Origin of the sequence: Psychrobacillus sp. FSL H8-0483 (assembly GCF_038637725.1) — a bacterium.
Classification (GTDB): Bacteria; Bacillota; Bacilli; order Bacillales_A; family Planococcaceae; genus Psychrobacillus.
In genome coordinates, this window is the sequence record NZ_CP152052.1 from 3,371,794 (window position 1) to 3,397,237 (window position 25,444).

Annotated in this window: 27 protein-coding genes; 14 read left to right on the top strand and 13 right to left on the bottom strand. The window is 36.2% G+C overall.

Going from position 1 to position 25,444, the window contains the following annotated elements; all coding sequences use genetic code 11:
* Positions 1-110 precede the first annotated feature (110 nt).
* On the top strand, positions 111-1,091 hold the full coding sequence (locus tag MHB48_RS16455) for a metal-dependent hydrolase (RefSeq protein WP_342598985.1): 981 nt from the start codon (positions 111-113) through the stop codon (positions 1,089-1,091).
* A 39-nt stretch (positions 1,092-1,130) separates the two neighbouring features.
* Here MHB48_RS16455 and MHB48_RS16460 read toward each other — a convergent pair whose 3' ends face one another.
* From MHB48_RS16460 to recX, 3 genes are read right to left on the bottom strand one after another with little or no spacing between them, the layout of a single operon-like run.
* Positions 1,131-1,397 (bottom strand): YfhJ family protein, encoded by a 267-nt coding sequence (locus MHB48_RS16460; RefSeq protein ID WP_342598986.1) that lies wholly within the window; start codon positions 1,395-1,397, stop codon positions 1,131-1,133.
* A 1-nt stretch (position 1,398) separates the two neighbouring features.
* On the bottom strand, positions 1,399-1,728 hold the full coding sequence (locus tag MHB48_RS16465) for a YfhH family protein (protein WP_342598987.1): 330 nt from the start codon (positions 1,726-1,728) through the stop codon (positions 1,399-1,401).
* Positions 1,721-2,533, bottom strand: coding sequence for a recombination regulator RecX (recX, locus tag MHB48_RS16470; protein WP_342598988.1), 813 nt, complete (start codon positions 2,531-2,533; stop codon positions 1,721-1,723). The genes MHB48_RS16465 and recX overlap by 8 nt, the downstream gene beginning before the upstream one ends.
* A 101-nt stretch (positions 2,534-2,634) precedes the next feature.
* Between recX and MHB48_RS16475 the strand changes: the two genes are divergently transcribed.
* From MHB48_RS16475 to rlmD, 3 genes are read left to right on the top strand one after another with little or no spacing between them, the layout of a single operon-like run.
* Positions 2,635-3,531, top strand: coding sequence for a TIGR01777 family oxidoreductase (locus MHB48_RS16475; protein ID WP_342598989.1), 897 nt, complete (start codon positions 2,635-2,637; stop codon positions 3,529-3,531).
* Positions 3,532-3,583: 52 nt separating this feature from the next.
* Complete coding sequence (locus MHB48_RS16480) at positions 3,584-4,393, top strand: polysaccharide deacetylase family protein (protein WP_342598990.1); 810 nt, start codon at positions 3,584-3,586, stop codon at positions 4,391-4,393.
* A gap of 42 nt (positions 4,394-4,435) precedes the next feature.
* On the top strand, positions 4,436-5,809 hold the full coding sequence (gene rlmD, locus MHB48_RS16485) for a 23S rRNA (uracil(1939)-C(5))-methyltransferase RlmD (protein WP_342598991.1): 1,374 nt from the start codon (positions 4,436-4,438) through the stop codon (positions 5,807-5,809).
* A gap of 59 nt (positions 5,810-5,868) precedes the next feature.
* Here rlmD and MHB48_RS16490 read toward each other — a convergent pair whose 3' ends face one another.
* On the bottom strand, positions 5,869-6,324 hold the full coding sequence (locus MHB48_RS16490) for a GNAT family N-acetyltransferase (protein ID WP_342598992.1): 456 nt from the start codon (positions 6,322-6,324) through the stop codon (positions 5,869-5,871).
* A 125-nt stretch (positions 6,325-6,449) separates the two neighbouring features.
* Between MHB48_RS16490 and MHB48_RS16495 the strand changes: the two genes are divergently transcribed.
* Entirely contained in the window at positions 6,450-7,217 is a 768-nt protein-coding gene (locus MHB48_RS16495; protein ID WP_342598993.1) for an SDR family oxidoreductase, read from the top strand.
* Between the two features lie 294 nt (positions 7,218-7,511).
* Here MHB48_RS16495 and MHB48_RS16500 read toward each other — a convergent pair whose 3' ends face one another.
* Positions 7,512-7,949: a hypothetical protein gene (locus MHB48_RS16500; protein ID WP_342598994.1), complete on the bottom strand. Its 438-nt coding sequence runs from the start codon at positions 7,947-7,949 to the stop codon at positions 7,512-7,514.
* 197 nt (positions 7,950-8,146) lie between these two features.
* Complete coding sequence (locus tag MHB48_RS16505; RefSeq protein ID WP_342598995.1) at positions 8,147-9,325, bottom strand: MFS transporter; 1,179 nt, start codon at positions 9,323-9,325, stop codon at positions 8,147-8,149.
* Between the two features lie 673 nt (positions 9,326-9,998).
* Between MHB48_RS16505 and MHB48_RS16510 the strand changes: the two genes are divergently transcribed.
* The 3 genes from MHB48_RS16510 (at position 9,999) to MHB48_RS16520 (ending at position 13,925) form a co-directional block, all read left to right on the top strand.
* On the top strand, positions 9,999-10,184 hold the full coding sequence (locus tag MHB48_RS16510) for an SE1561 family protein (protein ID WP_340923276.1): 186 nt from the start codon (positions 9,999-10,001) through the stop codon (positions 10,182-10,184).
* Between the two features lie 147 nt (positions 10,185-10,331).
* Positions 10,332-11,861 (top strand): fumarate hydratase, encoded by a 1,530-nt coding sequence (locus tag MHB48_RS16515; protein ID WP_342598996.1) that lies wholly within the window; start codon positions 10,332-10,334, stop codon positions 11,859-11,861.
* A 150-nt stretch (positions 11,862-12,011) separates the two neighbouring features.
* Positions 12,012-13,925: a heavy metal translocating P-type ATPase gene (locus MHB48_RS16520; RefSeq protein ID WP_342598997.1), complete on the top strand. Its 1,914-nt coding sequence runs from the start codon at positions 12,012-12,014 to the stop codon at positions 13,923-13,925.
* 295 nt (positions 13,926-14,220) lie between these two features.
* On the opposite strand, the gene MHB48_RS16525 is transcribed toward MHB48_RS16520, so the two are convergent.
* Positions 14,221-15,192 carry a YihY/virulence factor BrkB family protein gene (locus MHB48_RS16525; RefSeq protein WP_342598998.1) on the bottom strand — a complete coding sequence of 324 codons (972 nt, stop codon included), beginning with the start codon at positions 15,190-15,192 and terminating at the stop codon, positions 14,221-14,223.
* A 36-nt stretch (positions 15,193-15,228) separates the two neighbouring features.
* Entirely contained in the window at positions 15,229-15,618 is a 390-nt protein-coding gene (locus tag MHB48_RS16530) for a YtxH domain-containing protein (protein WP_342598999.1), read from the bottom strand.
* 174 nt (positions 15,619-15,792) lie between these two features.
* On the opposite strand from MHB48_RS16530, the gene MHB48_RS16535 reads away from it, so the two are divergent.
* Both MHB48_RS16535 and MHB48_RS16540 read left to right on the top strand, forming a co-directional pair.
* Positions 15,793-17,160, top strand: coding sequence for a sodium:alanine symporter family protein (locus MHB48_RS16535; protein ID WP_342599000.1), 1,368 nt, complete (start codon positions 15,793-15,795; stop codon positions 17,158-17,160).
* 105 nt (positions 17,161-17,265) lie between these two features.
* Positions 17,266-17,487, top strand: coding sequence for a DUF1128 domain-containing protein (locus tag MHB48_RS16540; RefSeq protein WP_340923292.1), 222 nt, complete (start codon positions 17,266-17,268; stop codon positions 17,485-17,487).
* Positions 17,488-17,530: 43 nt separating this feature from the next.
* Here MHB48_RS16540 and MHB48_RS16545 read toward each other — a convergent pair whose 3' ends face one another.
* The 4 genes from MHB48_RS16545 to motA form a co-directional block, all read right to left on the bottom strand.
* Complete coding sequence (locus tag MHB48_RS16545) at positions 17,531-18,442, bottom strand: pseudouridine-5'-phosphate glycosidase (protein WP_342599001.1); 912 nt, start codon at positions 18,440-18,442, stop codon at positions 17,531-17,533.
* A complete protein-coding gene (locus MHB48_RS16550) occupies positions 18,439-19,539 on the bottom strand; it encodes a PfkB family carbohydrate kinase (RefSeq protein WP_342599002.1) in 1,101 nt (366 codons plus the stop codon). Before MHB48_RS16550 ends, MHB48_RS16545 begins: the two co-directional genes overlap by 4 nt.
* Before the next feature lie 114 nt (positions 19,540-19,653).
* Positions 19,654-20,421, bottom strand: a complete 768-nt coding sequence (motB, locus tag MHB48_RS16555) for a flagellar motor protein MotB (protein WP_342599003.1) — start codon at positions 20,419-20,421, stop codon at positions 19,654-19,656.
* Positions 20,405-21,208, bottom strand: coding sequence for a flagellar motor stator protein MotA (motA, locus tag MHB48_RS16560; RefSeq protein ID WP_342599004.1), 804 nt, complete (start codon positions 21,206-21,208; stop codon positions 20,405-20,407). The genes motB and motA overlap by 17 nt, the downstream gene beginning before the upstream one ends.
* A gap of 193 nt (positions 21,209-21,401) precedes the next feature.
* Here motA and MHB48_RS16565 point away from each other — a divergent pair, with 193 nt between their 5' ends.
* From MHB48_RS16565 to MHB48_RS16580, 4 genes are all read left to right on the top strand, one after another.
* A complete protein-coding gene (locus MHB48_RS16565) occupies positions 21,402-22,634 on the top strand; it encodes an aminopeptidase (protein WP_340923308.1) in 1,233 nt (410 codons plus the stop codon).
* 91 nt (positions 22,635-22,725) lie between these two features.
* The gene (locus tag MHB48_RS16570) at positions 22,726-22,866 is read left to right on the top strand and encodes a hypothetical protein (RefSeq protein WP_342599005.1); all 141 of its coding nucleotides are present in this window, start codon (positions 22,726-22,728) and stop codon (positions 22,864-22,866) included.
* Positions 22,867-23,126: 260 nt separating this feature from the next.
* Entirely contained in the window at positions 23,127-24,134 is a 1,008-nt protein-coding gene (gene mreBH / locus MHB48_RS16575) for a rod-share determining protein MreBH (protein ID WP_342599006.1), read from the top strand.
* Between the two features lie 104 nt (positions 24,135-24,238).
* Positions 24,239-24,808 (top strand): carbonic anhydrase, encoded by a 570-nt coding sequence (locus tag MHB48_RS16580; RefSeq protein WP_340923316.1) that lies wholly within the window; start codon positions 24,239-24,241, stop codon positions 24,806-24,808.
* An 85-nt stretch (positions 24,809-24,893) separates the two neighbouring features.
* Here MHB48_RS16580 and MHB48_RS16585 read toward each other — a convergent pair whose 3' ends face one another.
* Positions 24,894-25,439, bottom strand: a complete 546-nt coding sequence (locus MHB48_RS16585) for a GNAT family protein (protein WP_342599007.1) — start codon at positions 25,437-25,439, stop codon at positions 24,894-24,896.
* Positions 25,440-25,444 lie beyond the last annotated feature (5 nt).

Sequence of the window (25,444 nt, forward strand, 5' to 3'; positions counted from 1 at the left end):
TCACGATTATTGTTAACAAATACGTGGTATATAATAATAAGTACTTTGTTATCTATCCATTTTATTTTATGATGAAGATAACTTGTTGTCCAAAAAGGAGCTGATGTAGCATGGATACAGGTACACATATCGTTATGGGTATTGCGCTTGGAGGATTAGCGTTAGCAGACCCTGTCGTAGCAAGTAGTTCCCTTACTACTACTGCAGTTATTGCTGGCACAATCATTGGTTCTCAAGCACCTGACATAGATACCGTTTTAAAGTTACGTAACAATGCAGTTTATATTCGACATCATCGTGGTATTACACATTCTATCCCAGCTGTACTTTTATGGCCATTGCTTATTTCGGGTGTTTTATGGCTCATCATACCTGAAGCAAACTTTTTACACTTATGGCTTTGGACATTTTTAGCTGTATTTTTACATGTTTTTGTAGACATTTTTAACTCGTATGGAACACAAGCTTTACGGCCATTTTCTAAAAAATGGGTTGCGCTTGGCGTTATTAATACCTTTGATCCGATTATTTTCGGTATTCATGTAATAGGTTTATTATTGTGGATGTTTGGTTCTAATCCCGTTACGACCTTGCTTATTATGTACGTCGTAATAGTCGTCTATTACATTTCCCGATTTGCCGTTCAAAGTGCTGTAAAAAATTCTGTAAAACATACACTTCCGGATGCAGAGGAAATTATTGTAGCTCCAACCATGAAGTTTTTCCAATGGAGAGTTGCAGCTATTTCAGACAAACATCATTATGTCGGAAGGGCATACGGACGATCAATAACAATTTATGATAAATTTGATCGAGTTCCCTTACCAGAGACCGCTCTAGTAAAAGCGGCATTAAAAGATAGAAACTTAAGCGCTTTTACATCCTTTTCCCCCATTTTCAGATGGGAAATTACGAAATTTGAGCATATACATGAAGTTCGATTAATTGATTTACGATATCGAAATAATGATTATTACCCCTTCGTTGCAGTTGTCCATTTAAATGAAGAACTTGAAATCCTTAACTCTTATACAGGTTGGATTTTTAGCGAGGACAAGCTTCGAAAAAAATTAGATTTTCTATCCAATTAAAATATAGAAATGCTAGGACAAAAAAATGTCCTAGCTTTTTTACTGAAGAAAATCATCCACTTCAAGGAGATGTTTATACTTTTCATTTGTACTAGCAAATTCATGGAGCTGCCCGCCATAACCATCAATCCATTTTTTAATTACCATTTCGGTCACTGCTGCTCCTTTGTAATCGTAACCTGCACGCGCATAAGACGATTCAAAATCGGACCAAAGTAATTCAATCCATGCTCTAGCCTTTGATGCTGAAAGTTGCTCATTTTTTTCAAGTAATTGTTTTGTTAAAGCGTCTATTTTATGCTGCATGTTATTTTCCTTCCTTAATTGTCTCTAATAATGAAATAGGTAATGCTTCCTCAAACTTGTCTCCACCTAGACGGTATCCCCATGCAAATTGACCTTTTAGATATTCTACCTGAAAAAACATACCTGGATCGCCGGTAATTCTATACATTTCTCCTGGCTTAATAGATGTAGGATCTATTAAAAACGCTTGTGCCATCGTTGCTTTCCGTTCATATACAGCATATTCATTTACAATGCCTAGCTGTTCCGCTTTTCGTGCTTTCTCTTTTAAATTAGCAATTTCTGTTCTAAGCTCTTGCTCAGTCATCTGACTATATTTTTTTTCATTCATCCTGTTGTTCCAGCTCCTTCTTTTCTATATAAAGATCGATATGCTCAGCAGGAAATCCTTTTAGATATAGTGCTTGTTTCACACGCCTTCTCAGATCATAACTGCTATATTTGGAAGCATACTTTCTCCATATTTTATCGCCTTGTATTGCAATGATTGCTTCCCATTCTTCCTCTTCTTTTTCCAGTTCAAATGAGTCAATTGCTTGGGAAATTATCGTAAAGTTATATCCTTTTCTTTGTAAAGTATCTTGTACTTTTTGTTTTATTTGTCTAGGAGTCTTACTCTGATATTGATTAATAATTTTTTCTGTTAGGGTTCGAGCAATAGTTAGCTGTTCTTCCTCCGAATAAGAAGCCAATACTTCTTCGGTCAAATCCTTTTCAATCCCTTTTTTCTTTAGTTCTTGTCGAATTGCTCCGGGACCTTTTTTGCTATTTTTCTTTTGAGTTTCTATTAATGCTTTTGAAAAGTTTTCGTCATTTAAAAAACCATGCTCATATAATTTTCGAATTGCCTCTAGAATGACGGCTTCTCCATATTCACTCATTAATAGTTTTTGTTTCACTTCATGTTCACTTCTCATACGGTAACTCAAAAAGTTAATCGCTTTATTATAAGCCTTTCTCACTTCATCATCAAAAACGATTTCATCTAGTGTGAAAGCCTCTATTACTTTTCCTTTTGTAAGCTGATATTTTATTAATACTGCTTCATCCACACTAAACGCATACTTTTCATCTAAATATATATTATACCGTTCATTATTGTTTTTTTGACGACCTATTCTTGTAATAATCGGCATTTAGACATCTCCATTCATCTTTCTTCAATTATAACGTATATCTTCGTAGGTGATAAATGATTGGACTGCTATTATATTGATAAAAGGGGAGGTTGGAAAAAATGAAAATAGCAATTACAGGAGGAACTGGTTTTGTAGGAAGAGCATTAACGGAACTATTGAAGCAAAGAGGACACGACGTTTTTATTTTATCTCGGTCAGCTAATAAAAATACAGACAACGTAGCTATTATTAACTGGCTAACAAATGATGCTCACCCTGAAAAAAAGTTAGAAGGTATAGACGCCATTGTGAATTTAGCAGGAGAATCTATAAATAATGGTAGATGGACAGAAGCGCAAAAAAAGAAAATTTATGAGAGTCGTATGCAAGCAACAGATGAGATTCTTCGAATAGTAAAAGCTTTACACCATAAACCGAAAGTTCTAGTGAACGCAAGCGCAATTGGCATTTATCCAGCCTCCAACGAGAGAATATATACAGAACAATCTACGATTATTGGAACAGACTTTCTAGCAAAAACCGTAGATGATTGGGAACAAAAAGCAAAACTAGCAGAGCAATTAGGCATCCGCGTAGCTTTTGGTAGACTTGGAATCATTCTTGGAAAAAGCGAAGGCGCACTGCCTCTTATGGCTCTTCCATATAAAATGTTTTTTGGAGGTCCAGTGGGTTCCGGTCAAAACTGGATGTCGTGGGTTCATGTGGAAGATGTAGCGAATGCACTTCTTTTTGCAATTGAACACGATATACATGGCGCTTTTAATGTGGCTGCTCCCAATGCAAAAAAAATGAGTGATTTTGGTAAATCATTAGCTAAAGTTTTAAAACGCCCGCATTACTTCCCTGTTCCTTCTTTCGCCTTAAAGTTTGCACTCGGCGAGAAAAGTCAACTCGTACTAGAGGGCCAGCATGTCATTCCAGAAGTGTTAAAAGAAAAAGGATTTACATTTAAATTTCCTGACCTAACTAGTGCTTTAACTGATATTTATACATGAATAAACAAGCCTTAATGGCGCAACCTACTAAAAAAAGAAAGGTTGCGTTTTTATGTGGAAACACCATATTGTGGGTATCGTTTTAGCTGCATTAATAATAAGTATTGGTTTCTCGTATCAGCCGTTCTCAGCTCAAGGAAAAGAAATTCATTGGGGATTAAAAAGGGCTACGAATGAAAAACAAGCAGAAGCTGGTGCAGAGCTCGATGCTTTACTCGAAAAACATGGAGCTATTTACAAAGGACCTGCGGATAAAAAAGTACTCTACTTAACGTTTGATAATGGATACGAAAACGGTTATACGGAAAGCATTCTAGATACATTAAAGGCCGAGAAGATTAGAGCTACATTCTTTTTAACAGGTCATTATTTAGAAAGTGCAACTCCGCTTGTCAAACGGATGATAGAGGATGGGCACCAAATTGGCAACCATTCATATGGGCATCCCAATTTAGCGAGACTTTCTAAAGATGAAATTAAAAAAGAACTGCAGAAATTTGATAATCGCTTAAAGGAGCTTACCTCATTAGAAAGAACAACCGTCACTCGACCACCTGAAGGTATTTTTAATGAGCAAGTGCTAGAGGCGGCAAATGAAATTGGGCACCAACACTTTTTTTGGTCAATTGCTTTTATTGATTGGCATAGAGATCAGAAAAAAGGTGGGAAATACGCCTATGATCAATTAATGTCACAAATTCACCCTGGAGCTATTATTTTAATGCATACTGTTTCACCTGATAATGCAGAAGGTCTACCTTCATTTATAAAAGATGCAAGAAAAATGGGATATACATTTGGAACACTAGATGATTTAAACATAAATAAACTGGATATTCCGCTTTCTTTTCTTCCTCGGTAATGTCCTTTATAATAGAAAGATGATTGTAAAGGACGTGAAGGAATGAAAGAACAAGAAGCAATTCAAGTGGGACAACAATTCCCTTTAACGATTAAAAGACTAGGAATTAATGGAGAAGGCGTTGGCTTTTTCAAGCGCAGTGCTGTATTTGTAAAAGGTGCATTACCTGGGGAGATAATTACTGCAGAGGTAACGGCAGCAAAACCAAAATACGCAGAAGCAACGATCAAAAAAATCCGACAAGCTTCTCCACACCGAGTAAATCCTCCATGCTCTATTTATGAAGCTTGTGGTGGTTGTCAACTTCAACATATGACATACGAAAGACAACTTATTGAAAAGAGAGATTTGGTTATTCAAGCACTGGAACGTTATGTGAAAGATTTGGCTCCAACAATTGAAGTGAGACAAACAATTGGCATGGACAATCCTTGGCATTATCGAAACAAAAGTCAATTCCAAGTAAGAGAACTAGGTGACAAAGTGATCGCAGGATTGTATGCAGAAGAATCGAACATGTTAATCGACATTAACGAATGTTCCGTACAACATCCTGTCACAACACATATTACAAATGAAATAAAAAAACACTTACAAGAATTAAATATCTCCATTTATGACGGAAGAAATTCTAAAGGTATTGTGCGCACGATTGTCGTTCGAACAGGTATGAAAACGGGGCAAATACAGGTTACATTAGTAACTACACAAAAGAAAATGCCACATAAAGAAGAACTAGTGCAAAAAATACGCGCGATAGACCCTAATATTGTGTCCATCAGTCAGAATATAAATGCGGAAGATACATCACTTATTTTTGGTGACACTACATTTAACTTGCATGGGAAAGAAACAATTCATGAAAAACTTGGAGAGCTTGCTTTTGACTTATCGGCTCGAGCATTTTTCCAGTTGAATCCCGAGCAAACCGGGCATCTATATAGCGAAATCGAAAAAGCTGCAGCACTTACAGGACAAGAAACAGTAGTAGATGCTTATTGTGGAGTTGGTACCATTGGACTTTGGCTTGCAAAAAATGCAAAAGAAGTTCGGGGTATGGATATTGTGGAAGAATCTATTAAAGATGCAAAAAGAAATGCAAAACGTAATGGATTCAGCAATACAAAATATGTGCACGGTACTGCTAAGCAATGGCTACAAAAGTGGAAAAACGAAGGCTTTGTTCCAGATGTATTAACAGTAGATCCACCACGTGCTGGTCTAGATGATGAATTATTAAAAACAATCTTAGATATCAAGCCAAAACGTTTTGTTTACACATCTTGCAACCCTTCGACACTTGCAAAAGATTTAGAAGCCTTATCAAAAGTTTATGAAATAAAATACATTCAACCAGTAGATATGTTTCCTCAAACAGCTCATGTTGAAGCCGTTACCTTGTTGGAATTAAAATAATAAAGTCCCCCCTAAAATCAGAAATTGAATTTAGGGGGTCTCTTTTATTATTAATCCTATTAACTTTGCAAATTCAAATAATGGGTAGAATTTGGGTAATTATTTACATCCAAAAATCCAAAATGATGATAAAACGCAGCAGCTTGCACTGTATCTGTATGTAACACTAATACGTTAAAATATTTCACTGCTTCCGTAATTATTTCATTTAACAATAATGTCCCTACAGCCCTTCTACGAAATTCTTTTGATACATAAAACCTTCTCAGTCTTCCAACTTTTTGATCCTCAGAAAAAGGGTCCAAATTAAGTCCACCTATAGCTATAAGTACTCCTTGCTTTGTATAAACACCAAATAAAGATTCCCCAGGCCTATGGAAAGTATTTGTACCATCTTCATAATCATTCACTAGTCTTTCCAGAAAGCGAAACCCCTCCTTCTTACTTTCTTTTATTAAATGGAATAGATCTTTTGTAACTAAGGTATCTATTCTTCTCACTTTAAATGTTTCCATTTTTTCACCTCGAAATGTAGAAATAATATACTTAAGGCGCTTTACCTTTATCCTCGATTCTCTCGTTTTTGTGCGTTATTATATATTGATCAGCTAATATTCAAATAAGAGAGAATGGTGATGTCATGTTTCAAGGAAAAGTTTTTGTCATAACTGGTGGAGCTAACGGGATTGGCAGATGTCTTGTTGAAGAGTTTTCTAAGCTTGGAGGCACCATTGCTTTTGTAGATAAAGATGAGGCCACTGGGCAAAAAGTACACGCTTCCTTATCTGGCAATCATTTATTTTTCCCTGGAGATATTGCTAAAAAAGAAGATATCGAATTATTTGCAAATCAAGTGATACAACAATACGGCTCTATCGATTTCTTAATAAATAATGCGGGTTTCAGTAATAAAGGAATATTAAGCGATTGTAGCTATGAAGATTTTAATGAAATATTGCAAGTTGGAATAACTGCTCCCTATATGCTAACAAAGCTGTTCCAATCTCACTTTAACAAACATGCAGCTATCATCAATATGACGTCTACGAGAGCATTTATGTCTCAGGCAGATACAGAAAGTTACAGTGCAGCAAAGGGAGGCATATCTTCGCTAACCCATGCACTTTCAGTTAGCTTAGCAGGAAAAGTCAGAGTAAACGCTATTAGCCCTGGTTGGATTGACACGAGTGCTTATCATGAAAATAAAGAAACCTATACACCTTCTGCAGAAGATCACCTACAACATCCTTCCAAGCGAATTGGGAATCCAACTGACATCGCAAGAGCTGCCATTTTCTTATGTGATCCAAACAATGATTTCATTAATGGTGAAACAATAACTATTGATGGAGGCCTGTCCAAACTAATGATTTATAACGATGATGGCGGCTGGAGCTACAAAAAATAATGGCTCTATTAAATGAGAGCACTACAAACATTTATCACTTTGTTGATTGAAGCGGCAGGCGGCGACTCCAGCGGGATGAGTGAGAAAGATAAGACATCACAAACGACGCGTAGTGGCGGTGATGGCTTATCGCTCACCCCGCGGAAAGCGTCCGCCTATAGCGGACACATGGGCTGAACTCTTTCTCCTTAATTTCTCTTAAAATACTGTAACCTATCCTCAACTATTTTAGCCCGCCTTTTTATATCCACTTCAATCTTTTGTAAATAGTAATGCAATAGGCCCTCTGAGTGTTTATTTATTCACTAGCTCTTTTTTATCCAATAAACCAACCATTAAAGTTAACCCTGCTACAATTGGAACAATTACATCAAAAGAAGAATTCATCCAAAATGGAATTGCTACGGAAAAAGAATTCGGATTAATAGTAGTATATTGAATGATTGTGAAAAGAACAGGAAAATAAAATGTCATGATGAGACTTGGAACTGTGATGCATAGAATGATTGCCGGATTCCACTTAATCGACCATCCTTTGACAAAGAGTAATGCTAGGTAAATGCCAAATACAAAAGGAGCGATGGATCGAATCCAAATAACGGGTAGTATGGTAAAAGTGGTGGCTGAAATATTCCTTGCTCGCATTTCAATTTGGCTACTAATATATAAAAATACAAATAAACCGACAAGCCATAGTATTCTCCATACAAATTTCGAGTACTTTGAATCCATTTTAACTCCCCTCCATTTTTTACATTTTTATATCATTATAACCATAATATGTTAGGTGGTATATAATTGATTCAAAATTCAGTAATCCATAGAGTGCAGTTTTGTTTACCGATATCATTAAAAGAGAGCGAACCCCAATGAAGGACTCACTCTCTTTTAAATTATATTATTACAGTTATATGCACCGTGCGGTAACTTCAGATTAAACGTCTATTTTTATGAGGATTGGCAATAAAAATAATAATCGCTAGTATACCGAGAAGGATTGCGATCAGTACTAAAAAACTTATTCCTTCAAAAAACTGTATAAAAAGACCGCCTAAAAATGGTCCTGAAAGACTACCCATACTAAAAAAGATACCACAAATTAAATTACCTGTTGGAAGAAGTTCTTTCGGTGTTAAGTCTGCCATATACGAAATTCCAAGAGAAAAAGTGGAACCAACAAATGTACCCGCAATAAAAAATAAAATACCGATTGCTAATGCAGATGTCTCAAAGAAACTTGCTGCTCCAAATGTTACTGCCCCTAGTCCTAACATGATGATAAGAACTTTTCTTCTCCCAATTTGGTCACTCAATATGCCAAGAGGTAGTTGAGAAACAACCCCTCCTATCGAAAAGGCTGCTAGTATATAGGACAAATCGGTGATTTCTATTGCATTGCGCAATGCATATACCGGATAAATAGCGTTTAAAGATGACTCTAAAAAGCCATAACTAAATGGTGGAATAAAAGCGACCCAAGCTACAGTAAAAGCTGCACCAAATCGTTTCCACGCTCCTGAATAAGCCGTGTTCCCTTTTATGATTTCCGGTTTTTCATTTTTAATAAAAAATACAAGTATCCAAGCGCATAAACAAAGAATACTGGATATAATAAAAGGTAACCCTTCAAAAATCTCGACGAGTTGAACAAATAAAGGTCCGACCGCAAACCCAACTCCAAATGATAATCCATAAATAGCTATATTTCGCCCTAATCGATTCTGAGGAGAAAAGCTCGTTATCCATGTTTGTGTAGAAAAATGCAACGCATGGTCACCGATTCCGATTAATAAACGTAATATAAACCAGAACGCAACACTTTTCCAAAGAGGGAAAAGCATTAAGGATACAATAACAGTTAGTCCCCCTATAATGATAATGGGCTTATAGCCAAATTTTCGTAGAGGACGTTCTATAAATGGTGAAATTAATAATGTACCTATGTATAAACCAGTCGCGCTTAGCCCATTAATTGTCGCACTTACTCCGTCTTGCTCAAAGATGACAGAGATGAGCGGTAAAAGCATACCCTGTGAAAATCCAGATATTGATACAATCATAACTAAAATTCTAAAACGATTTCGTTCAACTTTTGTAAACTGCTGCATGGTAGCTACCTCTTCTGTTGTATTCAAAATTATTGATATTCTTTAGTTTATCAAAGGTTCTTCTTATTTAATAGGCTCTGTTAAACGATTATGATGTAACCTGCCGAAAAACCGCTCGCTTTTCCGCTAACCAATAGCCAAGCCTACTCCGGGAAACAGAATGTTGGTCACATCCCCTTCTGCATAGAATCGCGGTGCCAAGAGAAGCAAATCCGTTGCAACATGGATATGGAGGATTTAGGAATTGTTCCTAAGCTCGTTACAGGGTCTTTGCAACCCATTTTTCCGAAGGTGTCTAACAGATTTTCGTCACTAAAACGACAACCTAATTTAACAGGCGCATTTAATATATAAATTGACACAACAAAAGGCTCAGTCGATATCTGTATAAGATAGGACTGAACCTTTAAATATAACTAATCTCCTTGTGAGTACTCATAATTGCATTTGCGGCTGTCTTGCCGGTGAAATGTCTGAACCCCCTCCTTCTACTGGTTGAATGGTTTCGACTATTCACTACGGCCTCCTTTCTATGTATGCGTTAAAGTAACTTTACCATATAAATAGAATAATGTAAATATTCTAAATACACGAATAAGTAAAATAACTCTTTGGACCTATCTTTTCTGTTTATTTTCCTTTATCCTTAACATATAAAGTGAGGTGTTTTTCTGTGGGTAAACAAATTTCAAATCCAGAACAACAAGTATCTTATTTAAAAGATCGATTACAAATGTTTTTAGAAGTATTAGATACAATTGAACCTGAAACGACTGAATTAGAAGATATAGACCGCCTTATTCAAATGATGGATGATTTAGAACTTAAAATGGATCAATTTAAAAATTCAAAAGAATAGATCTCAGATCGTTTAAAAGTGTTTATAATTTTGTGACCAGTTTGAGAAGAAATCCTAGAGTGGCTTAAGAGCCACTCTTTTTTTCATTTATAGAAAAGAGTATACTAATAGAGTTATTACTTACAAAGCTAAAGGAGCACACATATAATGCAATTGGACCAATTAGAAAAAAGTATTTATGAATTAGTGACTGAAACATCAACGAACTTACCAAAAGACGTTCGACGTGCAATTAAGAAAGCAAAAGCTGCAGAAAACGCTGGAACTCGCGCAGCGATGAGTTTAGATACGATCACAAATAATATACAAATGGCAGACGATAATGTCTCTCCAATTTGCCAAGATACTGGCCTACCTACTTTCAAGATTAAAACACCAATTGGCGTCAATCAGCTTGAAATAAAAGCTGCGATTAAACGTGCAATTGTCGCTGCTACTAAGGATGCGAAGCTTCGTCCGAACTCTGTTGACTCATTAACTGGAGCAAACAGTGGCGATAACCTAGGTGAAGGTGTCCCAGTAATGAAATTTGAGCAATGGGAAAACGACTATATTGAAATGAAGCTTATTTTAAAGGGTGGCGGTTGTGAAAACAAAAATATTCAATATAGCTTACCAACTGAACTGGAAGGCTTAGGTCGTGCAGGTCGTGACTTGGACGGGATTCGTAAATGTATTTTACACTCTGTCTACCAAGCGCAAGGGCAAGGTTGTTCTGCTGGGTTCATCGGAGTAGGTATTGGTGGAGATCGTTCTTCTGGATATGATTTAGCGAAAGAGCAATTATTCCGATCAGTTGAGGATATTAATCCAAATGTAGAACTTGCAAAACTAGAAGAGTATATTGTAGAAAAAGCAAACACACTAGGAATAGGTACGATGGGATTCGGCGGAGAAGCAACTTTACTAGGTTGTAAGATTGGCGTTATGCACCGTATTCCAGCAAGCTTCTATGTGTCAGTAGCATACAACTGTTGGGCATACCGTCGTATGGCGATCAATATCAATCCAACTACTGGTGAAATTATGGAATGGCATTACCAAGACGGAGAAAAAATTGAGTTTAAAGAAGACTCAAAAGAAGAAGCACCTAAAAAAGTGGTAGAACTTCAAGCTCCTATTACCGAAGAACAAATTCGTGCGCTACAAGTTGGAGATGTTGTGTCGATCACAGGTCGCATGTATACTGGCCGTGATGCTATTCATCACCATTTAATGAGCCATGATGCACCAGTTGATTTAAACGGACAAATTATCTATCACTGTGGTCCAGTTATGCAAAAAGATGATGAAGGCAATTGGCATGTACGCGCTGCTGGTCCAACTACTTCTATTCGTGAGGAACCATATCAAGGAGATATTATGAAGAAATTCGGTATCCGTGCGGTTATTGGTAAAGGTGGTATGGGACCAAAAACACTTGCGGCACTTTCTGAACATGGTGGTGTTTACTTAAATGCAATCGGCGGCGCAGCTCAGTACTATGCAGACTGCATTAAAGGTGTAGAAGGCGTTGATTTAATGGAATTTGGTATTCCAGAAGCAATGTGGCATTTACGAGTGGAGAAATTTACTGCAGTTGTAACGATGGACTCTCATGGTAACAGCTTACATGCTGATGTAGATAAATCTTCGTTAGAAAAATTATCTGCTTACAAAGAACGTGTATTTAATTAATTTTAATTTGTTGACGTAACAACTCCTCTAGATTATAATAATTATAAATTAATATTAACTATAAAAACTGGATCTTCTCTTGTAGAAATCCAGTTTTAGTCTATTTTACCGAGTATTAATAGTGAATATCATTATCAAGGAGGAAATTACATGTCAACTATTCAAATACACGAAGATGAGAAACAATCATTTTTTAAATCGCTGCTTCCCCATATTGAATTATTCGCTGCACTTTTTTCTGGTGTATTAATTTTAGTAGCATGGGGGCTTGGGAGATCCGATTATGAAACAGCCTCTACCATTTTTTATTTGTTAGCATTTGTTATTGGTGGATTTGCTAAGGCAAAAGAAGGTTTGGAGGCAACTATACAAGAAAAAGAGTTAAACGTAGAAATGCTTATGATATTAGCCGCTATTGGTTCATCCATTATAGGATACTGGACTGAAGGTGCTATATTAATCTTTATCTTTGCTTTAAGCGGTGCATTAGAGACGTATACAATGAATAAGAGCAGAAAAGAAATTTCATCACTGATGAAGCTTCAACCCGAAGAGGCGTGGAGATTAAATAGTGATGGTTCCTCAACTCGTGTTTCAGTAAGCGACCTTTTTATAGGTGATCAATTAGTTGTGAGACCTGGAGAAAGAATTCCTGCGGACGGAAAAATTATTAGTGGCACTACAGCAATTGATGAATCCGCAATTAGCGGAGAGTCAATCCCAGTTTCTAAACAATCAACTGACGAGTTATTCGCTGGTACTGTAAACATTAGCGGTGCCATTACAATGGAAATGACAAAAGCAAATGAAGACACGCTTTTCCAAAAGATCATTAATCTTGTGCAAAGCGCACAAGATGAAAAATCACCAGCACAGCAATTCATCGAAAGATTTGAAGGTAGGTATGTAAAACTAGTCTTAGTTACAGTTGGTTTGATGATGTTCCTACCGCATTATTTGCTAGGATGGGACTGGAATACAACTTTCTATCGAGCAATGGTTTTATTAGTTGTTGCTTCGCCTTGTGCACTTGTCGCAGCTATTATGCCAGCGACGCTAGCAGCCATTTCAAATGGTGCAAAAAGTGGTATTTTGTTTAAAGGTGGTATGCATTTAGAAAACGTAAGTGAAATGAAAGCAATTGCATTTGATAAAACAGGTACTTTAACACGAGGAAAACCAATCGTAACCGATTTCTTTGTACGGGAAGATTTGGATTACTTAACTACATTAACAACGTTAGCTACCATAGAAGCACAATCTAATCACCCACTTGCACAAGCAATCACTTCCTATGCTAAGTCGGAAGGTATTGATCAATTAGCACTTATTCATATAGAAGATAAACCAGGATTTGGTTTACAAGCAATAATTGATGAACAAACGATTTTAGTCGGTAAACCTGAATTTGTAAATAAAGAGGATGCTTTCTCGTTCTATGATGGAATTGCAGCAGCTCTTGCTGATGAAGGAAAAACGGTTATCTTTATGCGAGATGAAAAAGGAATTGCAGCTGCCGCAGCCTTAAAAGATACAGTGCGTGAAGAAGCTAAAGATGCGATTAAACTCTTGCAATCGTTAGGAATTAAAACCGTTATGCTTACTGGTGACAATGAAAAAACAGCCAAAGTAATTGCAAAAGAAGCGGGTATTGATCAATACATTGCAGAATGTCTTCCTGAAACAAAAGTGAAGCATATGAAAGAACTGTTGGAGGAGCATAAATTTGTAGGTATGGTCGGAGATGGTATTAATGATGCTCCTGCACTTGCGACCGCTACGACAGGATTTGCAATGGGAGAAGGAACCGATGTAGCACTAGAAACTGCAGATGTCGTATTAATGAAGAACGATTTATCGAAAATTGCGTATGCAGTGAAAATGTCACGTAAAATGCAGCGTATAGTAAAACAAAATATCGTATTCTCTATTTCTATTATAGCCGTCTTAATCATTTCCAACTTCCTACAAGTCGTCGACTTACCACTAGGTGTTATTGGCCATGAAGGAAGTACAATCTTAGTTATTCTAAATGGTTTAAGAATGTTAAATAGAAATATATAAAGGCTCTGACCCTAAAGTCATACACTGACTGAGAGATGGTCCCTTTTCCAATGTATTGATTTCCGTTCCAGACGGACGCTTTCCGCGGGCATGGCTTCAGTCTCCTCGTCGCTTTCGCTCCTGCGGGGCCTTCAGCTCATGCACCTGCCGCTTCGCTAACGGTGCAGAAAACACCTGCTATTCCCGCTGGAGTCGCCGTCCTTCACTACAATCAATTGCCTACAAAAAATAGTAGTTTTAATAAAAAGTATACAAAAAACAGGTGTAGAAAAAGACTCGTTTTTCTACACCTGCTTCAAATTATGGGCTTATTGGACAGCCCCTTTTTTTGTTTTAAAGCAATTCTTCTTTCGTGCATAACTGCATTTATTTGTCCGCCAACTAATAAAATAATTCCTGAAAAATACAACCATAACATAAGGACGATGATTCCCCCAATACTTCCGTAAGTAGCAGAGTAGCTCTTGAAATTACTTACATAGTAGGAGAATAAGAGAGAAACTACAATCCAGCCAATTGCGGCAAAAGCCGCTCCTGGAATGACACTTCTTAAAAAGAGTTTTTTATTTGGAACAATCCAATATAGTGCAACTAACACAATAAACATGATGAGAGGACTAAATGTCCATCTTAAATTATTCCAAAATTCCACAAAACTCTTTTCAAATCCAAAATATGAAAATAATATGGTACCGATTTGTTGACCAAACACAGGTAATACTAACGCAATTATTAACAACATGATCAGTAATAAGGTGAAAATAACCGACATTCCTCTAACGATAAAAGATGGTCTAGATTCCACCAAATTATACGATCTATTTAATGATTTAACGATAGCATTCATACCGGTAGAAGCAGACCAAATTGTACCTATAAGCCCTAAGGATAATAGCCCACCATTTCGAGTGACTAATACATCAGAAATCGTTTTTTCTATAAGAATAAAAACGTCAATTGGAACATAGTTTTCTATAAGTCGAAAAACTTGTGCTTCGTCCAAATTTAAATAAGGTAATAACGTAACGATAAAAATAAGTAACGGGAATAAGGAGAGCAAGAAAAAGTATGCTAACTGCGCTCCAAATCCCGTTATATCCGTTTTTTGTATATTAAATAATAGTTGTTTGAAATATCCCATCCATGTCGTTAAATCATGAGATTCTTCCGTTACTATTTCTTTCTTTTTGATACTAAATAATTTTAACTTTTCAAACCAACTAGTAGAGGATGAAGCTTTTTTTTTTTTGGGTATTATCTTTTTCATCTCTTTGACCCACCACCTCTTCCTCTCCTTTCTTTTCTAGTTTTGCTTTTGGTGTTCAAAGATACTCATTTCATCTTGTTCGGTAACAACAATTGACTTGTACTCTTCTTTTGAATGGGCAAATGTATCTTTCGTTTCTGTTACTAAGTTTTTCACTTGAGGCGTGATTTCCTTCGCTTCATTAACTTTCTGCGATATATAATTTACATCCGAAGCTAATTGTTCATATACCGATTTCCACTTTGTTATTTGTTCTTCAATAGTAGTTTTTAACTCTTCTTTATTTTTACTGTAATACTGAATTTCATTTCTTACGTACCTAGTTTTATTCATTACAGAATCTCTTGTCTTTCTATCAAACATGGTTAATGCTCCACCAATTATAGCTCCAAAAATAATACCTTTAACAAATTTATTTTCACTCATAAAATTACCTCCAAATTTAACATATACATGATTCCATTATACCCTCCACCAAAAAGAATCAAACTAATTATTTATATTTTTAAAAATTACCTTGACTACCAGACTGAATTTTATGAATATTGTAATAAGAGGATTTAAATAGTAGGAGTAAAATTGAAATGGGGGTAAATTAAAATGGAAAAATTGAATGAGATCTTAGGTAGTATTTCAAGTGTTCTTTGGGGAATTCCTCTCCTAATCTTAATCGTTGGTACAGGTATATATTTAACAGTTCGTGTCGGTTTTTTACAAGTTAGGCTTTTACCCGTTGCTTTAAGACTAGTATTCTCTAAAAAGCATGATAAATCTGCAGAAGGGGATATTTCTCAATTCCAAGCACTAACTACTGCACTCGCTGCAACAGTGGGAACAGGAAATATTGTAGGGGTGGCTACAGCTGTTGTACTTGGTGGGCCAGGTGCAATATTTTGGATGTGGTTTTCTGCTTTCTTCGGAATGGTGACTAAATATAGTGAAGCTATTCTAGCAGTTAGATATCGTGTAAAAGATGCTAAAGGACAAATGGCTGGTGGTCCTATGTACTATCTTGAACATGGTTTAAAGCAAAAATGGTTGGCTGTTTTATTTGCAATCTTTGGTGCAATTGCTGCATTTGGTATTGGAAATGGGACTCAATCTAACTCTGTTGCTGGTGTAGTAAAGTCAACATTTGGACTAGATACTTGGATTACTGGTGTTGTACTAACAGTATTTACTGCACTAGTTATTCTAGGTGGTATTAAATCAATAGGTAATGTTACCGCTATATTCGTACCAGTTATGGCCATATTTTATTTACTAGCAGGATTAATCGTTATGGTTACGAACATAACTGCTGTACCTGACGCATTTGCTACCATTTTTAAAATGGCATTTTCAGGTGAGGCTGCTGCTGGTGGTGCAATCGGTGCAGCAATCCGTTATGGTATCGCTCGAGGCGTATTCTCCAACGAAGCTGGTCTTGGATCTGCTCCTATTGCCGCTGCTGCCGCAAAAACGGATCTGCCAGGGCGTCAGGCACTTGTTTCGATGACACAAGTATTTTTAGATACATTCCTAATATGCTCTATTACCGGTGTTACTATTGTAATGTCAGGTATGTATAAAAACACTAGCCTTGCAGCAAATGAGTTAACTTCAGCATCATTTGGTCACTTCCTAGGGGATTGGGGACCAATCGTTGTAGCAATTGGATTAATCTTCTTTGCTACTTCTACAATATTCGGATGGGCATATTACGGAGAAAAATGTTTCCAATACTTATTTAAAAACCCTTCTTTATTAATCGTTTACCGTATTGCGTTTGTCATCATGGTATATATCGGTTCAGTAGTTTCTCTAGATCTAATCTGGACTTTCTCTGATATTGCAAATGGATTAATGGCTATTCCAAACTTAATAGGACTTCTTGGTCTTTCTGGAGTAGTAATTTATGAAACAAAACGAATTCAAGAAAAATTGAAAGAAGAAAAAGAAGCAGCCAAAGCAGCAAAATCTATTTAGTAATTGACAATCTATACGGAGCATGAAATGATAAAGTGAAACTTCAATCAGTGACACCACTGATTGTTAGTTGAGGCTCTAAAGTTGAAAGGCAGGTACAAAACGATGAATTTATCAGAACCTTCTGTTGAAAATGTAACGTATATGATTGAAACAATAAAAGAAAAGCTTCGTATGGTGAACGTTGATGCCATGAAGCCAGAAAATTTTAATGCAACTGAATACGATGATCTAGTTTATTTATATGAAATGGTGAAAAAAAGAGATACATTCAGTCCAAGCGAAATGCAAGCAATTGCAGCTGAGCTAGGAAACTTGAGAAAATAGAAAAAGAAAATCCTTCCCCAACTAAACTAGGGAAGGATTTTTATTATAGATTATTTAATTCTACAGCGATTTTAGCTCCAACTCTTGCATTGTTGTATACAAGTTCAATATTGGAATCTAATGATTTACCTTCTGTTAATTCTTTTACTTTTCCAAGTAAGAATGGCGTAACATCCTTTCCTTTAATGTCGTTTTCTTCTGCTTCTTTTAAAGCAGTATGAATGATGTCATTGATATAAGCTTCATCTAATGAGAATTCTGCTGGAATTGGATTTGCAATAATAGCTCCTCCGTTTAACCCTAATTCCCATTTTGTTTTAAGCATTTCTGCAACTTCTTTTGGCTCGTCCAAACGGAAGTTAGCATCGAATGCGCTTGTTGATGTATAAAATGCTGGGAATGAATCCGTTTGGAAACCAACTACTGGCACACCTTTTGTTTCTAAATACTCTAAAGTTAAGCCAATATCCAAGATAGATTTTGCTCCTGCACAAACTACTGCTACATTTGTAGAAGCAAGCTCTTCTAAGTCAGCTGAAATATCCATCGTCGTTTCAGCACCTCTATGCACACCACCAATACCACCAGTTACGAACATTTTAATACCAGCAAGCTCTGCACAGATCATTGTTGTTGCAACTGTTGTAGCTCCAATTTCTTTAGAGGCAACTACATATGGAAGATCTCTTCTTGAAGTTTTTCTTGCATTTTTACTTGTACCTAGCGTCTCCAGTTCTTCCTCTGACAGACCAATTTTAATCTTTCCGTCCATTATCGCAATAGTTGCTGGAACAGCACCGTTGTCACGAATAATCTGCTCCACTTTTCTTGCCATTTCTACGTTTTGTGGGTAAGGCATTCCGTGTGAGATAATAGTTGATTCTAAAGCAACGATCGCCTTTCCTGCTGCCAATCCTTGTTCTACCTCTTGTGAGTATGTTATATATTTTTTCATCTTGTATATTCCTCCAATTCATTAATTAAACTTACTTTAGAAAGCTCTGTTCGAACTGTTTCCGCTGATTGTAAAGTTTTACTTGCGTTCACCATACCAGTACTTACTGCTTGATGAATCTCGGCACCTTCTAACCACGCGTGGAGTGTGGCTGATACAAATGCATCTCCTGCTCCTGTTACATCTATTACATCATCCACCACTATAGCAGGAGCAAAAGCCGTCTCCATATCTCGTCCTGCCAAAACTACTCCTTTACTACCGTTTGTAATAACTACATGGTTAATACCTTTTTGAACAAATAGTTCGGCAGCCTTTTTCCAAGAGGCTTCATCCTCTATTTTCATTTCAAAATAAGTTTCTGCTTCATCCTTATTAGCAATTAACCACTCAATTCCTTCTAAGGATTGAGGCATCCTTTCCATCTTCGGTGACGATACAGGAATAATAGCTAATGGTATTTTATGACCGCTAGAAAGTGCTTGTATATGTTCAATGACATCTTTAGGGCAGTTCATATCAATGATTAACAGCTGTGCATTTGTTAAATGAGCTTCTTGTTTTTTCAGATAGTCCACTGTAAATTGATCGTAAATATCCATGTTTGCTAATGCAAACAGCATTTCCCCTTGAGAATCTAATATGGCAGAATAAGTTCCCGTCGAATGGTTCGGTATTTTTTCAACAGAAAATAAATTCATCCAGTGGCTAGAGGCTTTTTCAATAGACTCATACTCCATATCATTACCTACTACAGATAGTAATCGAACTGTATGACCTAATCTCCCTAAATTTTCGGCGATATTCCTTGCAACTCCACCAATGCTTTGTAAGCTAGTAGTCGGATTAGAAGTACCCATTTGCAATTTATTTTTTACAATGTATTTTCTATCTACATTTGCTCCACCAATACAAATAATTTCTTTTTTCTCGGGTAAAATATAAGCTCTCCCCGTTATTTTTCCAGTCTTAATGAGCTGAGAAATAATATTAGCTACAGCTGGTCTAGACATTTGCAGATCATTCGCAATTTCTAATTGAGATGCGTAAGGATTTTTTCTAAGGTACTTTAAGATTTTCATTTCCTTTGAGTCCAATCTAATTCCCTCCTCTCTTGAATGAACTTTTGTTTTAATTATAAACTTTTGTTTCAAAAAGTCAAAAGAAAAACTGACAACTATTTTTTTTATAGTTGTCAGCTTAAGTACGAGTTATTGTGGAGCGTCGTTTAAAGTGCCATCTTCTAGTACTCGTGGTTGGATTAAAACTTCTACACGTCTATTTTTAGCACGACCTTCTACCGTATCATTAGAAGCAACAGGCTTAAATTCTCCATAACCCTTTGCACTAAAATAAAGCGGGTCTATTGAATTATCTCTTACAAGTATTTTCAAAAAATTGACAGAACGCATCACACTGAGCTCCCAGTTAGATGCAAATTCACTACTAGCTATCGGTATATTATCCGTATGTCCAGTTATGACAACATTTCTAGGTGGATCAAATACTAATAGATCCGATATATCTTCTGCAATTTGTCTATATTCTGGATTCACTTCTGCTTTTCCAGTATCAAATAAAATACTATCTCGAATCGTTACAAGTAATCCCTCATCTGTTAGCTTAGTTGCAAATTGCTTCTCTAAAGCATTCACCGCAATATATTCATCGACACTGTCTTGAATCTTCGACAAGGCTTGCTGATCCTCTACATAAGCTGAACTTTCACTATCCTCAGTAGAATCATTTGGTGTAACTGGTACATTTACCGGTGAAGGCTGCTCCAATAAACCTGATCCACTATCAAATATTTGATTAAATACTTGAGACATTTGTTCTAATTTCGCTTGATCTACCGTACTAGATGCAAAAAGAACAATAAACAGTGCTAATAATAAAGTTAGTATGTCTGCATAAGGAAGTAGCCATGATTCACTCATTTCCTCTTCTTCCTTATGTTTTTTATGCTTCTTTGCCAAGGCCAGCCTCCCCGCTTTCGTTTAATACTTTTTTGCGTTCCGCCATTGATAGATAGGAAGCAAGCTTTTGTTCAATGACACGTGGTGCATCTCCTTCTAAAACAGATAGGATACCCTCTAACATCATCGTTTTTTGACGAATTTCTTGTTTAGACTTACGTTTTAATTTATTTGCAAATGGATGCCAAAGTACATATCCAGTAAAAATCCCAAGTAATGTAGCAACAAATGCTGCAGAAATGGCATGTCCTAATTTATCAATATCATTCATGTCACCTAAAGCAGCAATTAGACCAACTACAGCTCCAAGTACCCCTAGGGTTGGAGCATATGTACCAGCTTGTGAGAAAATATGTGCTCCACCTGCATGTCTCTCTTCTAATGCGTCTATCTCTTCTGTTAATACATCTCTAATGTAATCGGCATTTTGACCATCAATTGCTAATGTTAAACCATTTTTTAAAAATGGATCATTCACTTCAGATGTCTTACTTTCCAAAGCAAGTAATCCTTCTCTCCGAGCCAAATCCGCCCAGTTCGAGAACAGTTTAATAACTTCATGATCAGGCACTAGCTTAGTCTCTTTGAAAATTACTCCGAAAAGCTTTGGTACTCTTTTTAACTCATTCATTGGGAATCCGATAACAATTGTAGCGATTGTCCCGAAAACGATAATTAATATAGCAGCTGGATTTAACAGAACACTTAGTGTTACTCCTTTCATAACTATCCCAGATAATAAAGCAACAAACCCTACTATTAGACCGATTACTGTAGACTTATCCATTCACTTACCCCCACATTCTATTTCTGTATTTTATTTCGGCTAAAAAAATTATTTCTTAATATAAAACTTTATCTCCTATAATATAAATTCACTAATAAAGGACAATATTTGACATATTTCTTTACATAAGAACATTGATTAAATAGCCTGAAAACTGATATTATTAAATTAATTACAGAAAGGAAGTATGAATATGTCATCTTTTAATATGAAATTAGAAAAATATGCTGCATTGGCTGTACAAGTAGGGGTGAACATTCAACCTGGACAAAATTTATATATTGCTGCCACTATCGATAGTGTGGAACTTGTGCGTTTAGTTACAAAAAAAGCTTATGAAGTAGGAGCTAACCAAGTATTTGTAGACTTTTCTGATGATGAAATAACTCGTTTACGTTATGATTTAGCACCAAAAGAATCCTTTGACTTTTTCCCTTCATGGAAAGTGCAAGAAAGAGAGCTTTTAGCAGAACAAGGTGCTGCATTTATGAGTATCATGAGTCAAAGTCCAGACCTTTTAAAAGGAATGGATCCATCAAAAATTGCAGCATTCCAAAAAGCAACTGGTCAAGCTTTGAGTAAATATCGTCAATATGTACAATCTGATAAAATTAGTTGGACGGTTATTGCATCTCCTTCCAAAAATTGGGCACAAAAAGTGTTCCCTAATCTATCAGAAGAAGAACAAGTACCTGCACTTTGGGAGGCTATTTTCAAAGCAGTTCGTGCTGACTTAGAAGATCCGGTTGCTGCTTGGAAAGAGCATGATTCCCTTCTACATACAAAAGTAGATTATTTAAATGATAAAAACTACAAAAAATTGCACTATACTGCTCCTGGCACGGACTTAACAATTGAACTCCCTGTAGGACATTTATGGTGTGGTGCTAGCAGTGTGAATGAAAAAGGCGAAGACTTCATGGCAAATATGCCAACAGAAGAAGTGTTTACTGTTCCTCTAAAAACAGGTGTAGATGGCTATGTAGCTAGTAGTAAGCCGCTTAGCTATGGTGGTAACATTATTGATAATTTCACTATTACTTTTGAAAATGGTCGCATTGTAAAAGTGGAGGCAGAGCAAGGTCAAGAAGTACTTGAAAATCTAGTTGCTACCGATGAAGGCTCACACTACTTAGGTGAAGTTGCTCTTGTACCACATGATTCACCAATCTCTAATTCTAATTTGTTATTTTACAACACTTTGTTCGATGAAAATGCTTCTAATCACTTAGCTATTGGAAGTGCATATGCTTTCTGCTTAGAGGGTGGTAAGAAGATGAGTCGAGAAGAGCTAGCAGAAAATGGATTGAACGAAAGTATCACACATGTCGACTTTATGATTGGTTCCGATAAAATGAATATTGACGGAATTAAAGAAGATGGCACCACTGAACCTGTCTTCCGTAATGGAAACTGGGCATTTTAATTCTAACTTAAGAGATTCTAAATTTTTCTACTTACTTTTCTACTTAGATTAAGCTATAATAACAGTAGCATATCAAGTGAGGTGTATGATAATGGGCTTATTTTTAGTTACAGTTCTTGGTTTTACAGCATGTTTGGGTATTGTTGGTTATGTCATTATGCATTACTTTGCTAAACCAATGAATACACATGATTCAATTATTATTGATCAAAAACCATCTGAAAAATATTAATTCAAGGCAACCGCAAATTTTGCGGTTGTTTTTTTATTTTCAGTTATTTGTCATGACATCTCTTTTTCCTTTCATTTATGGAACAAAAGTATTTCAAAAAGATTACGAGCAGGTACTATTGGATCATTTATCGAGTTATTCTTGAGAATATTTAACTGTATTAGCCTGAAACATACGTAAAGTTCCATTATGTTACATATGGCAAGTGGAGATTTTTCTATTATACTTACTTTGTATCATTGGAATGGAGGAAGACAAAAATGTTTTCAAACTCACATATAGGAATAGATTTAGGAACAGCAAATACATTAGTCTATACTAAAAACAAAGGATTACTTATAGATGAACCAACAGTAGTAGCAGTAAATACCAAGACAAGAGAAATTATTGCTTTCGGTGAAGAAGCGAAAAAAATGATAGGTAAAACCCCTACTTCAATCGAAGTTATTCGCCCTTTAAAGGATGGGGTAATTGCTGATTTTGATATTACTACACAACTATTGAAACTAATCATGCAGAAAGCTAGTAAAAAACTCGGTACAGCACTTCGAAAACCAACAGTGGTTGTATGTACTCCTTCTGGTGCAACATCAGTGGAACGTCGAGCAATTCAGGATGCTGTTCGCCAAAGTGGAGCAAAAGAAGTATATCTAATGGAAGAGCCCGTTGCGGCAGCAATTGGTGCTGGACTACCAGTTAATGAGCCAGTGGCAAGTATGATTATAGATATCGGCGGTGGTACTACGGAAGTTGGGATTATCTCGTTTGGTGGTGTAGTTGCTTCCAATACTGTAAAAGCTGCGGGTGATCGAATGGATGAAGGCATTATTCATTTTGTTCGCAAAGAGTATAATGTCATAATAGGCGAACCTACTGCAGAATTAATTAAGAAAACGATAGGTCATGCTTTGGTACCACATGAAGTAGAACATATGGAGATCCGAGGAAGAGATCTTGTGACAGGCTTACCTAAAACGATTAGTCTTTCTTCTACACAAATTCAAGTGGTGTTGAAAGAATCTCTAGAAACTATTCTCGAAGCTATTCGTGCAACACTTGAAATATGTCCCCCGGAGCTTTCTGGAGATATTGTAGATCATGGAGTTGTCTTAACAGGTGGCGGAGCACTTTTGAAAGATTTTGAAGTGTGGCTTACGAATGTTATTGAGGTACCTGTTCATCTTGCACCTGAACCTTTACAATCTGTTGCAATTGGAACTGGTAAGTCACAATTTATTACTGGACGTAAGCAAAAAATAACTAAGTAATGAAAAAGAGTGAATAATCAATTTTACTTAACACATTATTTAAAAGAGGAAATCCTCTTTTATTTCATATAAAATAATATATAGAAAATGAAAGGGGAATTTCTTTGCCTAATTTAAATGAAATATTATCTTACAATGAATCATTTGTAAAAAATAAACTTTATGCTCCTTATTTAACTACCAAGTTTCCTGATAAGCGTATAGTTATTCTCACATGCATGGATACTCGACTTGTTGAAATGCTTCCAAAATCGATGAATTTTAAAAACGGCGATGTAAAAATTGTGAAAAGTGCTGGTGCTGTTATTAATCATCCATTTGGAGGTATTATGCGTAGTTTAATCGTTGCGGTCTATGAACTTCAAGCCGATGAAATTTATGTAATAGGACATCATGATTGTGGTATGAGTTCAATTCAAACAGATAAAATCTTGGAGAAGATGACTGCACGAGGTGTAGACCCTCGAATTTTTGATATTATGAAGTATTCTGGTGTCAACGTCGAAGAATGGCTTGAAGGCTTTTCAGATGTCGAAAAAAGCGTTTTACATAGCGTAGACATGATTCGAAATCACCCACTTATGATTCCAGATGTTCATGTTCATGGATTAATTATTGACCCTAATACGGGTCGTTTGGACTTAGTGACAGATGGAAATATCGACAAAAAGTAAAGTATTTCCCGGGAAATTGACAAAAAGTTGGCTATTCATCACTGAATAACCAACTTTTTATTTTTTTATAAATACTCTTACCCTTTCAATGGTCTTCACTTATGGAAGCGTACATATAGTGATCTTCCCATTTGCCGTTAATAAATAAGAGACTTCGAAGCAAACCTTCACGTAGAAAGCTATTCTTCTCTAATACTTTAATAGAACCGAAATTTCGTGGAGATACATACGCCTCTATTCGATTTAAATGGACATGTTCAAATCCAAACGCTTTAACTAGATGAACCGCCTCTGATGCAATACCTTTCCCTACAAATTGTTGATCCATTGAATATCCAATAAGACCGCTGGAAAATGGCATTCGCTTTAAACTATATAAAGAAATATTGCCGATTATTTGATCTGTCTTATGCTCAAAGATACCAAAGCTAAACTCTCTTTTCTCTTCCATGAGCATAAGAGATTCTCTGATTTTTTCTCGTTGAACAGTTGTCGTATAATAATCATCCCGATGTAATGGTTCAAAGATGGACCAATACATCTTATTTCGATACACAATATTTGCAAGGCTTGGTGCATCTTTTATGTTTAATGTCCGTAAATAACAAGTATCCCCTTCTAAATAAATCAAACACC